Origin of the sequence: Desulfonispora thiosulfatigenes DSM 11270, from assembly GCF_900176035.1 — a bacterium.
Taxonomy (GTDB): domain Bacteria; phylum Bacillota; class Peptococcia; order Peptococcales; family Desulfonisporaceae; genus Desulfonispora; species Desulfonispora thiosulfatigenes.
In genome coordinates this window covers 55,115-66,363 of the sequence record NZ_FWWT01000019.1, presented here as the reverse complement: position 1 = coordinate 66,363, position 11,249 = coordinate 55,115, and the positions used below count along the sequence as shown (strand labels likewise).

Genomic DNA, 11,249 nt, shown 5'->3' with positions numbered 1-11,249 from the left:
TTTTTTTTAATCTCTTGTTTTAAGGAACGTTTTTTCAAATAATTGTAGTAAGCATTTGGATATATGTTTAAGCGATTTAAAAGCCATCTAAGCCCAAATTCATCTTTGTTTTCATCAATAAATATATAGATTAATCTTCTATTTCCTTGGCAAAGAATGCTGCTGCCTTTTTTTAAAAAGTTATTTTCCTTTTCTAGTTCTTTATTTTCACGTTCTAATTTTCTGATTTTATCAAGTAATTCTAAATCTTTTGTTCCTGTTTCTGTTTGGCTGCATTCTTTGCGATAGTTTTTAATCCATATATTTAAAGAGCCTTGTCCAAGGCCATATTCTTTAGTTAAACTGGCAACAGATCTGCCTTCTTCAAGATGTAATTTTACTAGTTTTTCTTTAAATGATTTTTCATATATTTTCTTACCCATTTTTGTATCACCACTTTCTTAAATATAATAATATATTATTTCTATGTGGTGTTACAACTTTAGTTTATCATGTCATTTAGATATTCCTTAGATTTATAAAAGAGTTAATTTTTCTCCATTTGAGTTTATCCATATATTCCTTCTATATATTCTTTTGTCCTACTATCAATAGGATTTGTAAATATCTTTTCTGTTTTTTCATATTCTATTAATTCACCATCTAATATAAAAGCTGTATAATCAGATATTCTTTTAGCCTGAGCTAAATTATGAGTTACTATAATTATGGTATAATCCCTTGAAAACCTTAATAACATTTCCTCTATATTTTGAATATTTTTAATATCTAAGGCGGAACAAGGTTCATCTAATAATAAAACTTCTGGCTTTGCAGTAAGAGCCCTTGCAATGCAAAGTCTTTGTTGTTGGCCTCCGGATAATTTGGTAGCTAACATATGTAAATCCTTATTTATCTCATCAAAAAGTCCTGCTTCCTTAAGGTTAGTTTCCACTATTTTATCTAATTCGGCTTTACTTGTTATCCCATAATATATAGGAGCATAAGTTAAATTTTTGTATATTGAAAAGGGAAAAGGGGTAGGCTTTTGAAACACCATGCCTATATTTTTCCTTATACTATCTTTTTCATAGGATAATATGTCCTCATCTTTATATAATATTTCTCCGGTGAAATTCCCACCATTTTCTTCTATCATACGATTTAAAGTTGTAAGGAATGTTGACTTTCCACAGCCAGATGGACCTATTATAGCCGTTATCTTATTCCTTTTTATGTTCATAGATACATCCTTTAATACCTTTTTATCTCCATATCCAGCAAATAAATTATTTATTTTAAGTATATCCATCTACCTATCACCCCTTCTTTTCATATTTAAGATTATTGACACTATATTTAAGATAAGTAAAATCATTATTAGTACCAAAGCTGTTCCATAGGCTTTTTCTAAAGATATTCCCTCTCCTGTTAAAATATATAGATGAAATGGTAATGCCATAACAGGCGAAGATAAGGATTTTGGTATGGGAGCAAATATTACTGCTGCAGTTAATATAATAGGTGCTGCAGCACCCATAGCATACCCTCCGGCCATAGTTATTGTGGAGATTATGTCAGCTCTACACATAGGTAATATAAGCTTATAGATAGTATAAGATTTAGATACTCCAAGAGCATAAGAAGCCTCTACTATATTTATTTCCACTTCCCGGAGTGTTTTTTCTATTCGTACCTGGATATAAGGAAATATCATAATACCTAGAGTTATACCTCCAGATAATAAAGATCTACCTAAATTTAAGTATAATACCAACAAAGTATACCCAAATAACCCTAGTATTATAGAAGGAATTCCTGCCATGGATTGTATTATTAAATGGATTACTCCTTCCATTCTTTTAGACCTACAATAAAATACAGTATATATTGATGTTGAAATAGCTAATATAAAAGCAAGTATACAAGCTATAAGCATTAAAAATAAACTTCCAATAATAGCAGGAAATATCCCACCTTCTGATCCAATAGGAATACCCTTTGGATCAGATAATATAAATTCTAGATTTATAGATCCTACGCCATTTTTAAAAATATATCCAAATATAAACATAACTATAGTAAAGACTATTATCACGCATATAGTAATCCATACTTTGAGTATAGAATCTTTGATTTTTTCCCTCATCTTTATCAATCCTTATAGAGATTTATAACTCTATTTTTAGTTTTACAAAATGTAATGCGATATTTATTACAATCAATATTATCATGAGTATAAAGCCAGAAGCAAAAAGAGCATGATAATGTAAACTTCCTACTTCTGCCATCCCCATTTCAAGGGCTATAAGCGAGGGGATTGTTTGACCTTTATCAAGTAGTCTAGGCATTAGTGGAGCATTACCTATTACCATCATAACTGCCATGGTTTCACCCATTCCTCGTCCAAGTGCTAATACTACCGCTGCTAAAATGCACTTTTTACTTTTTGGCAATATTAAATTCCTTATCATATATGATTTAGAAACACCTAATGCATTTGATTGCTGCGAGTGTTCTTTATACACCTTTTCCATAGATTCATCACAAGTAGATATAATATAGGGTAACATCATTATAGAAAGAATTATTCCTCCAGCTAATATAGATTCACCTGTTGGAAATGAAAATCTTATTTCGAAAAATTTCACCAAAACTAATAAACCTATAAATCCATATACTACAGAAGGGATACCTGCTAAGATATCAACAATGCCTCTTATTATTCTTCTCATATTATCACTTGTATAACTTGATAAAACGACAGAAAAACCAACCCCTATTGGTAATGCTATTATTATTCCTACCAAAGATGTATATATTGTGCCAGCTATAATAGGTAATATTGATAATTTATCTGGAGAATCCAAGGGGTTCCAATCCCTACCAGATACAAACTTAAGTATTGGAACTTCCATAAAGAAAGACAAACTTTCTCTAAAGATAAATATAATTATAAATGCAAGTAAAAATAGAGAAATTAAAGATAATATTTTTATTATAAAGTTAAATATCCTTTCTCTTGTTTTTCTCATTTAACCACCTCATAATATGTTTGACTAATATCTCGATACATAAATAGATTCAAGAGCAAAAGCCCTTGAATCTATTTTACTGGTACAAAACCCATTTTTTCAATAATTTCTGACCCTTTAGTAGATGTAACCATATCCATAAATGCTTTTTCTTCTTTACTAAGACTACCCTTTTTAACTACTATAAGTGGTCTTGATATTTTATATGTTCCGTTAACTATTGTTTCTACTGTTGGCTTTATACCGTCAACTTTTAAAGGAATAATCTTTCCTTCATTTTGATTAACCATACCGAAAGATGCATATCCTATAGCATCTTTATTTTCCATTAATTTTGTGACTAATGCGCCCATAGAAGGAGCTTGTATAGCATCTTCTCTAACTTCGGTATCTCCCATTACTTTCTTTTGAAACACTCCATGAGCCCCACCACCTAAGTCTCTTATGACCACTACTATTTCTTTATGATCTAAACTATTATCTACATCATCCCAATACTTATATTCTCCTGAAAATATTTTCTTAACCTCTTCTAAAGTTAAATTATCTTTTATTTCATTTAATGGATTTTGTGGATTTATTGAAACAGTTAATGCATCAATACCAAGGGTAAAAGTTTCTATATCTCCTAGTTTCTCCTTTTCTTCATCTTTTAGTTCTCTTGCCAACATCCCAAAATCACTAGTTCCCTCTAAAGCTGCCTTAACCCCAGCCCCAGATCCTCCTGCTGAAACATATATAGATATATTCTCCTCTGGGAAATCTGGATCCACCTTATTCCAGGTAACATATTCTTCCATAAACTCAGTAGCAAGAGCAGATATTACAGGTGCTAAGGTAGATGAACCATTATATGTAATTTCAGATTTGAAAACCTGACCAGCTTCTTGTTTTCCACACCCAGTTACAATTAAACCAGCAACTAAAATAATAGATAAAAATAAAGATATTTGTTTTTTCACTATTAATCCTCCTTTTTAAATTTTAATCATGAATATCCTATTTACCTTGCTTATTTTATATCATATTCTTTAAAACCGCTATTTTTTTCTAATATAAATTAGGTAGCCTTGATACCAAAGTAGATAACATTGAATAATTCCAAAGAGAATCTGGTAGACAAATGAATGCTATATATGAGCAAACAGCTATGTTAAGTGAGTATAAAACAGAGGTAGTTGAAAAATTAGAGGACATAAAAGTTGATATTAATTCATTAACGAGAAAGGTCGCTCAAAGCGATACACAGATAATTGAACTTAAACGAGATCTTAGAAAAGCAGAATAAAACGTAGTTTTAATATTAAATTATCATAAAAAAGAGCCTATGAAATAATTTCTGTAAATACGATTTCTGATAAAACTTAACCACTCCCTATCTACTACATAAGGAGGGTTCAATCTACATATAATTCACCATTAGACTTTAAATAAAATTGTAACGGTGTAGGATGGGTTGCAAATAATATTGGGGTTAATGTAAATGCGTAACTTCCTGCCTTTGATACAACAAGTATATCTCCAACGTCGGCCTTTGGAAGCATTATATCTTTTGCCATTATATCAGCTGAAGTACATAAATTGCCTACAACACTTACTTTTTCTAAAAGATAATTTTCTCTTTTTATTATCGTAAAATCAAAAGCATCTTTCGACGTGAATAGTGGTTCACAGCCCTGTAATTTTTTTCTTTTGGTGTATAGGCCGCTAAAAATTCTGCAATAGAAGGTCTAAAAAAGCCATTAAGACTGTTTTTTACAATTAAGTATTTGGTACCTCTAGATTCTTTAATATCTACAATTTGGGTAATATATTGACCCGCTTCACAGACGACAAATCTACCTGTTTCAAGAATGAGTCTAACCTTAATTTTATCTTTAAACCTTTGAAAAAGAACCTCACATTTTTCACTAAGAAGTTCTAGATCAAGGGGACTATCATTTAATGATGAATAAACTATACCTAGACCTCCACCAAAATTAATAAAGTCAAGTTCCCATTTCATTACCTCTTTACAAAATAAAGATAATAGAAATACCTTTTCATAATATCTATAAAGTATCCGATAATCAATTATCTGAGAACGTAGATGAACATGTATTCCTATGATTTTCAAATTTTTTAAACTATCTAAAAAACTTTTCTGTTTCACTAGGGTATCTTCGTCAACACCAAATTTACTACTTACTCCTACCCCACTATCTATGTCAAAATCCGGATTAATTCTAATACCAACTTTTATCTGGATATCTTTATCCTTTGCCACTTCGTTAATTAAAACAAGTTCATTATAACTATCAGCTATTATAATTGACTTATCATAAGTCTTTTCAATATCGTTACGCGTTTTTCCTGGAGTTGAATATAATATTTTTTCAGATGTTAAACCTGTGTTGTAAGCAAGAATTACCTCTTCTGATGATGCTGCATCAGCTCCAAGCCCCTCTGATACTATGAAATCTACAATGGGTGTATAGGGGTTTGCCTTTATTGAATATAAAAATTCAAATCTTAGAAACTTTTCTTTAAGTATCTTAATATTTTTTGCAATGACACTTTCATCGTAAAAGTAAAAAGGCTTATCATATTGTTTCATTAGACTGTCAATAATATTATAAATATTCTCCATTAGCATTCTTCCTCTTTATAATTTAAATTCGAATAAACGTTAGTTTATTCTTGGTAAATCAAGATATAAGATGGAAATTGAATCATTTAACTATAAATACTTTAAATATAAATCTAATGTAGTATTTAATTCTGCTAAGACTAAATTAACAAAATCTTTGTTGTTTTTAGTCGTATGTGCTTTGTCTAAAATATTATAATATTCTAATCTATTTTCTTTTCTTATAATTATAGGTGGATATCCCGCTTTTATTAATTCTAAGTTTAAAAGTAACCTTGAAGTCCTCCCATTACCATCTATAAAAGGATGTATACCTACAAATATGATATGAACCATCGAAGCCATCTCTATGGGATGAAGCTTTTGTCCCTCATTATAATACCAGTTAATAAAACCTTCCATTTCATTTTTTATTAAAAATGGTTCTGGTGATATATGTTCAGCTCCTGCTATTATCACTTGCCCGTCTCTATAACTTCCAGCATACTTATCCTCTATTCCCTTTAAAATCAGTCTATGAATGTTTTTTATCTGCCACTCTGTAAGTTCTTCTTTATTTTTAACTATATCTTCACTATAAAGTATAGCATCTCTATGATTTATTATTTCTAGATGTTCTTTAAGTGTTTTTCCACCTACAGTAATGCCTTCTAATACAACTTTAGTTTCCATAAGTGTAAGAGTATTTCCTTCTATTGCATTTGAATTGTGAGTCCAGTCAAGTAATAGTTTTTCTCTTATACTTTTTAAAGTATGTTGGGAAAATGGTCTTTTGCTCTCTATTAGGGCTTTTTTTTCATCAATTTCTTTAAACATACTTTTCTCTCCTTAATTATTACATATCCTGTTTTTTTATTTATACTTACTGAATCAATATATTCCTTTTTCTAGGCCTTCTCTTCTAAGTCTTCAGAAGTAATCATAATTAGCTAGCTCTCTTCAGGATAAATACCCTCTATTTCTTTTGTTATTTTCTTAATGTCTTTTTCATTAAAATTCTGGCAAATAATTATTTATAAAATCTCTTGTTACTTCTATATTTGAAAACGTTTTCTTTAAAAACTTATCATGAGGATTTTGGATTTTCATCCAGTTCACCTACCTACTTATATGATACAATAGGACTTGGTTGTATGCCATTATTAGTAAATGATGCTTTATTAAATATGTCAACTAATGTTCAAAAAGAGTCGTTTATAAAACTTTTAACTTGGTTAACTTTTCACAAAAAACAGATCATTATTTCCAGTTCTAATATTTGTAAAATTACTCAATAACTAACCAACATCATTTTTCCCTATACGCATATATAGAAAGTTTTTTTAGATGCTTTTCTCATACTCAGTTTTTCCAAATATTCGATATTGGTTTTACCACTACCCTTGAGTTAGGTGTTTTTATTAATTGATGCTCAATATTTTTAAAAGATATCTTTTAGAATTTTCATTTAAATATCTAGTAGGTATAATCTGAGCCGTAACAGCACTTAAATAAATAAGTATCATGTCATCATAAACCTTAACAAATTTTATACTTTTTAAAGATATTACCTCTGTAGAATCTGCACTAATAACCTTTAAATTATTTTCATCAATTATCATAGTCTTTTTACCAAAAAAAGAAGAATTATCACCCTCTAGCAATAGCTTTTTTGTTTGTTTTTTGATTGTTTTCCTAAACTGCTTTGGGTAATAAATTATCCAAAAGATAATAAATAATAGGGCACTAATCATCCAGTAAATCTCAGGCTGTTTAAATACGGTCGTACCTATTGTATATATAGGCACTGAAAATAATAAAGGCACTATAAATCTTAACAAGTTATAGGTCTTTTTTTGTGAAGGTGAGTTTAACACATGATATAAATTAAATTTAATATAATCATCTTCTGTTATTTCAAAATTAATCTCTATTTAAATCTCCTCCTTTTCAAAATACTTTAAATACGTTTTTCAACGAAAGTACTAACTGCTATTAAAATTAATGGCTGGATGAAAATAATACTACCTAGTATAACGGCAGGCACTATATAATCCATAACAATAAATATTACTGTAACAAACCCTAAAAGCATCAACGTAATAACATTAGAAATATTTCCGGCTTTTTCTTTAATAGAAATATTTCGTTCATCAAGTACATCTACTTTATAATCCTTATCAGTATCCATTCTTTTACTGTGACTTAACTGTACATAACTAATTGAAAGAATAAATGTAAATAAAAGCCCTAACCCTGCATCAACTGAGTTTGGTAGATCCGTTACAGCAATAATAATTGCTATAGTTAGAGCCAAAACATATCCAATATACCATATCTTTTTCATTAATTTTCCTCCTCATAAATAAAAATTTCCTCAATGCTCATTTGAAAATATCTGGCGATTTTAAATGCTAAAATAATAGATGGATTGTATCTACCATTTTCCAATGAGCCAATTGTCTGCCTTGAAACTTCAAGGGCAGACGCTAATTCTTCTTGTTTAATACCTCGTTTCTTTCTGATTTCTTCTAATCTATTTTTCAAGTCAAACTCCTCCTAAGGAAAGCATCCTTTCCATATGATATTCTATCATTTCAACACTAAAAGTCAAGTTAACTTTCCATATAAAAACCTGACTCAGATTATAAATCCAAGTCAGGTTGGTATTTTAGGTTATTTGATTAACCAATTTAATTTTAAAACGATTTATTATCGTACAACATTTAATATAAATAATGCATATAATATAATTTTTACTTTATTTTTCATTTTTATATACTAGTTCCTTTACTTAAAGATTTATTTTGCGGATTGTATATTATTGGTCCTGACTTTTTCCAAATGATTCTATCAATTCAAATTAACTATAAATACTTTAAATATAAATCTAATATAGAATTTACTTCTGCTAAGACTAAATTAACAAAATCTTTGTTGTTTTTAGTTGTATGTGCTTTGTCTAAAGCATTATAATATTCTAATCTATTTTCTTTTCTTATAATTATAGGTGGATATCCCGCTTTCATTAATTCTAAGTTCAAAAGTAACCTTGAAGTCCTCCCATTACCATCTATAAAAGGATGTATACCTACAAATATAATTGGACGATAGAAGCCCTCTCTGTAACTTCCAGCGTATTTATCCTCGATTCCCTTTAAAATCAGTCTATGAATATTTTTTATCTGCCACTCCGTGAGTTCTTCTTTACTTTTAACTATATCTTCTATATAAAGTATAGTATCTTTATGATTTACTATTTCTAAATGTTCTCTAAACGTTTTTCCTCCTACAGTAATGCTTTCTAATACAACTTTAGTTTCCATAAGTGTAAGAGTATTTCCTTCTATTGCATTTGAGTTATAAGTCCATTCAAGTAGTATTTTTTTCTTATACTTTTTAAAGTATGTTGTGGAAATGGTCTTTTACTCTCTAGCAAGGCCTTTTTGTCATCAATTATTTTAAATATATAATTCACTCCTCGTACTTATGAAATTCTAACATATAGCAAATTCATTACATATACATACTACTTCCTCTGACCTTGCTCTTATACTTGAGTTAGGTTTAAATATTGAATAATAGAAGTCTACCATAACTACGATTCATATTATAAATTATATTCATCATTGAAACTCGAAAATAAACTAACCACTCATAAATTATTTTATGTCATTTTATTTACAGACTCTCTCTTATCATCAAACCTATCCTGTATCTTCTTTTAATCTCTAATCGGATCAACACTTTCCATGTTTTTACACCTTCATTTTTAGTTTTACATAACACTATTATATAATGCACTATGACAAACCCAAAGAAAGAAAATTAAAAAAGACAGAATGCAAAACACACTCTATCCTTGTCATATCAATTGTTTAGTCTATTTTATGAGTTTTTCATACTTGCTATTATGACAAATTCAAGTGGACTCGAGTCAATATTTTAGACACCAAAGAGCATCTATTTATAAAGGCTCTTAAAGTGCTGATTCATCTGAGTGTTTTATTAATAAAATTAATAAAACATAATAAAGAAATGCATATTTTCCACATTGAGTACCTCTTAAAAATATTATACATATTTTAATATTAGCTACAAATATTAAAAAGGTGGTTTTAATATTGTTAAAATATTATTATAGAAACAATAGTTTTCCTGTTATCTGGGATAATTATTGGGGAAGTTATCGAGTCAATAGCGAAATGGCTATTCAAATTGCTTTACAACAAATCCCCGGTAAAGTGGTAAAGGTTGAATTAGACTATGAAGACGGGGTATTAGTCTATGAAGTATATATTCTCACCACATATGGTTTATATGAAGTTAAAATCAACGCCAATACAGGACAGATATTTGAAATTGAAAAAGAGGATGATTAGAATTAAATCTCCATTGTTCCTTAAATTTCCTTTTAATCTCTAAAAAAACAATGACAACTAAATCTAGTTGTCATTGTTTTTTACTTATCTTAACTCAATATATTCTAGTAAATCCGATTTCAAAATGTCTTCTATTTCTCTTTTGTTTTCCTGCTCTGTTTCGGTAAATACAAATCCAAAAACTGGATATTCCCTGTGATCTATTTTTCTTAGTTCTAAAGGTTTTGCAAAACTATTTAAAACCCTATCATAATTAAATTCTTTAATTTCTTCAACTGCTAGGTGTTGGGGACGATCTAGAATGATCATGCTATATAATTTACCTTCCTTACCCTCTAGAATTTTATTCCAATCAGGCTTTTGATTTTCTAAATAATATTTATAAACATTTACCCCATAAGCATAATAAGCGATATCTGTAGTACACCAGCCCGCGAATCTTAGAGGATTTATTTCAATTGGGGTTATTCTATCCCTATTTACCTTTACTTCTATATGAAAAGGAAAGTTTTTAAGATTTGTTTTTTCATTGATGGTTATAAGTAATTTCGTGAATTTATCTAAATATTCTTCAATGATTTCTTTGCTCGTATAATAAGCTCTATCGCTGACATCAGCTTCCGAGGAAAAATCATGCTTTAAAATATCTAAAATAACAGGTTCACCCTCTGAGTCAAAATAAGCGTCGATAGCGTATTCTTCTCCTGCGATACATTCTTCGATAATGAATCTTGTCCCATCAATAACATCTTTAGGATATAATTTTTGCACATCTCTAATGTTCTTTTGGATATCTTCTTTAGCTAACTCTAAATCACTTTCAGAAGTTATTTTATAGACGCCCATACTAAAAAATCCGATTGCCGGCTTAAGAATAAAAGGAGTTTTCAATGTATTTATATCTAAATCTTCAATTTCCGTTGTCTCAATTTCCCTAAATAAAAAATCCGGATAAATATCTTTTAATAATTTTCTAAATTCTACTTTATCCTTAAAGATATTTATTTTTTTTCCTCATAATAATCAGGTAAATTAGCAGCTATCCACCCTAAGGCATTTTCTGAATTAGAATACAATTTAGTATCTACTGTAATTCTATTTTTAAATTCTTGTTCAGCTAATACCTTTAATTTATTCTTTTCTGCCATTTCTTCTAAAACAGCATTTTTAAGGACAGGGATATTATCTTCAATTAATGAATTTATCAGTAATTCTGAAACATAGGGTTTTTCTAAAATAATCATG

Annotated in this window: 17 protein-coding genes; 2 read left to right on the top strand and 15 right to left on the bottom strand. The window is 29.1% G+C overall.

The window, feature by feature from the left end:
• The 5 genes from B8965_RS13100 to B8965_RS07995 all read right to left on the bottom strand — a co-directional run.
• The coding region (locus tag B8965_RS13100; RefSeq protein WP_144015889.1) for a transposase at window positions 1-422 on the bottom strand (422 nt) is incomplete at its 3' end.
• A 125-nt stretch (window positions 423-547) separates the two neighbouring features.
• Window positions 548-1,291, bottom strand: coding sequence for a phosphate ABC transporter ATP-binding protein (locus tag B8965_RS08010; protein WP_084053462.1), 744 nt, complete (start codon window positions 1,289-1,291; stop codon window positions 548-550).
• On the bottom strand, window positions 1,292-2,128 hold the full coding sequence (pstA, locus tag B8965_RS08005) for a phosphate ABC transporter permease PstA (protein ID WP_084053460.1): 837 nt from the start codon (window positions 2,126-2,128) through the stop codon (window positions 1,292-1,294). It lies immediately after the preceding gene.
• Window positions 2,129-2,150: 22 nt separating this feature from the next.
• Window positions 2,151-3,014 (bottom strand): phosphate ABC transporter permease subunit PstC, encoded by an 864-nt coding sequence (pstC, locus tag B8965_RS08000; RefSeq protein WP_084053458.1) that lies wholly within the window; start codon window positions 3,012-3,014, stop codon window positions 2,151-2,153.
• Between the two features lie 71 nt (window positions 3,015-3,085).
• A complete protein-coding gene (locus tag B8965_RS07995; protein WP_084053456.1) occupies window positions 3,086-3,976 on the bottom strand; it encodes a phosphate ABC transporter substrate-binding protein in 891 nt (296 codons plus the stop codon).
• A 161-nt stretch (window positions 3,977-4,137) separates the two neighbouring features.
• Here B8965_RS07995 and B8965_RS12470 point away from each other — a divergent pair, with 161 nt between their 5' ends.
• The gene (locus B8965_RS12470) at window positions 4,138-4,302 is read left to right on the top strand and encodes a hypothetical protein (protein ID WP_159446311.1); all 165 of its coding nucleotides are present in this window, start codon (window positions 4,138-4,140) and stop codon (window positions 4,300-4,302) included.
• Window positions 4,303-4,411: 109 nt separating this feature from the next.
• On the opposite strand, the gene B8965_RS12795 is transcribed toward B8965_RS12470, so the two are convergent.
• From B8965_RS12795 to B8965_RS07965, 8 genes are all read right to left on the bottom strand, one after another.
• Window positions 4,412-4,642: a hypothetical protein gene (locus tag B8965_RS12795; RefSeq protein WP_341451600.1), complete on the bottom strand. Its 231-nt coding sequence runs from the start codon at window positions 4,640-4,642 to the stop codon at window positions 4,412-4,414.
• Window positions 4,642-5,643, bottom strand: coding sequence for a diaminopimelate decarboxylase family protein (locus tag B8965_RS07990; protein ID WP_278336347.1), 1,002 nt, complete (start codon window positions 5,641-5,643; stop codon window positions 4,642-4,644). The genes B8965_RS12795 and B8965_RS07990 overlap by 1 nt, the downstream gene beginning before the upstream one ends.
• Before the next feature lie 90 nt (window positions 5,644-5,733).
• The gene (locus B8965_RS07985; RefSeq protein ID WP_084053454.1) at window positions 5,734-6,459 is read right to left on the bottom strand and encodes a Fic family protein; all 726 of its coding nucleotides are present in this window, start codon (window positions 6,457-6,459) and stop codon (window positions 5,734-5,736) included.
• Window positions 6,460-6,633: 174 nt separating this feature from the next.
• Window positions 6,634-6,732, bottom strand: coding sequence for an Rpn family recombination-promoting nuclease/putative transposase (locus B8965_RS12330; protein WP_242941961.1), 99 nt, complete (start codon window positions 6,730-6,732; stop codon window positions 6,634-6,636).
• A gap of 311 nt (window positions 6,733-7,043) precedes the next feature.
• Window positions 7,044-7,244, bottom strand: a complete 201-nt coding sequence (locus B8965_RS12620; protein WP_200805897.1) for a YcxB family protein — start codon at window positions 7,242-7,244, stop codon at window positions 7,044-7,046.
• Window positions 7,245-7,582: 338 nt separating this feature from the next.
• Window positions 7,583-7,969, bottom strand: coding sequence for a hypothetical protein (locus tag B8965_RS07975; protein ID WP_084053450.1), 387 nt, complete (start codon window positions 7,967-7,969; stop codon window positions 7,583-7,585).
• Entirely contained in the window at window positions 7,969-8,169 is a 201-nt protein-coding gene (locus B8965_RS07970) for a helix-turn-helix transcriptional regulator (RefSeq protein ID WP_084053448.1), read from the bottom strand. Before B8965_RS07970 ends, B8965_RS07975 begins: the two co-directional genes overlap by 1 nt.
• 320 nt (window positions 8,170-8,489) lie before the next feature.
• On the bottom strand, window positions 8,490-8,948 hold the full coding sequence (locus B8965_RS07965; protein WP_242941960.1) for a Fic family protein: 459 nt from the start codon (window positions 8,946-8,948) through the stop codon (window positions 8,490-8,492).
• A 798-nt stretch (window positions 8,949-9,746) separates the two neighbouring features.
• Here B8965_RS07965 and B8965_RS07960 point away from each other — a divergent pair.
• Window positions 9,747-10,004 carry a PepSY domain-containing protein gene (locus B8965_RS07960; protein ID WP_242941959.1) on the top strand — a complete coding sequence of 86 codons (258 nt, stop codon included), beginning with the start codon at window positions 9,747-9,749 and terminating at the stop codon, window positions 10,002-10,004.
• Between the two features lie 84 nt (window positions 10,005-10,088).
• Here B8965_RS07960 and B8965_RS07955 read toward each other — a convergent pair whose 3' ends face one another.
• Together B8965_RS07955 and B8965_RS07950 are read right to left on the bottom strand one after the other, a co-directional pair.
• Window positions 10,089-10,895, bottom strand: a complete 807-nt coding sequence (locus B8965_RS07955) for an ATP-grasp domain-containing protein (RefSeq protein WP_144015888.1) — start codon at window positions 10,893-10,895, stop codon at window positions 10,089-10,091.
• A 110-nt stretch (window positions 10,896-11,005) separates the two neighbouring features.
• Entirely contained in the window at window positions 11,006-11,248 is a 243-nt protein-coding gene (locus tag B8965_RS07950; RefSeq protein ID WP_084053444.1) for a hypothetical protein, read from the bottom strand.
• Window position 11,249: the final 1 nt, after the last annotated feature.

What these genes read in the sequence shown, in the direction of transcription:
- B8965_RS08010 (WP_084053462.1), bottom strand. Translation starts at nt 1,291, where the DNA reads ATGGATATACTTAAAATAAATAATTTATTTGCTGGATATGGAGATAAA.
- pstA (WP_084053460.1), bottom strand. Translation starts at nt 2,128, where the DNA reads ATGAGGGAAAAAATCAAAGATTCTATACTCAAAGTATGGATTACTATA.
- pstC (WP_084053458.1), bottom strand. Translation starts at nt 3,014, where the DNA reads ATGAGAAAAACAAGAGAAAGGATATTTAACTTTATAATAAAAATATTA.
- B8965_RS12470 (WP_159446311.1), top strand. Translation starts at nt 4,138, where the DNA reads ATGAATGCTATATATGAGCAAACAGCTATGTTAAGTGAGTATAAAACA.
- B8965_RS07990 (WP_278336347.1), bottom strand. Translation starts at nt 5,643, where the DNA reads ATGGAGAATATTTATAATATTATTGACAGTCTAATGAAACAATATGAT.
- B8965_RS07985 (WP_084053454.1), bottom strand. Translation starts at nt 6,459, where the DNA reads ATGTTTAAAGAAATTGATGAAAAAAAAGCCCTAATAGAGAGCAAAAGA.
- B8965_RS12330 (WP_242941961.1), bottom strand. Translation starts at nt 6,732, where the DNA reads ATGAAAATCCAAAATCCTCATGATAAGTTTTTAAAGAAAACGTTTTCA.
- B8965_RS12620 (WP_200805897.1), bottom strand. Translation starts at nt 7,244, where the DNA reads ATGATAATTGATGAAAATAATTTAAAGGTTATTAGTGCAGATTCTACA.
- B8965_RS07975 (WP_084053450.1), bottom strand. Translation starts at nt 7,969, where the DNA reads ATGAAAAAGATATGGTATATTGGATATGTTTTGGCTCTAACTATAGCA.
- B8965_RS07965 (WP_242941960.1), bottom strand. Translation starts at nt 8,948, where the DNA reads ATGGAAACTAAAGTTGTATTAGAAAGCATTACTGTAGGAGGAAAAACG.
- B8965_RS07950 (WP_084053444.1), bottom strand. Translation starts at nt 11,248, where the DNA reads ATGATTATTTTAGAAAAACCCTATGTTTCAGAATTACTGATAAATTCA.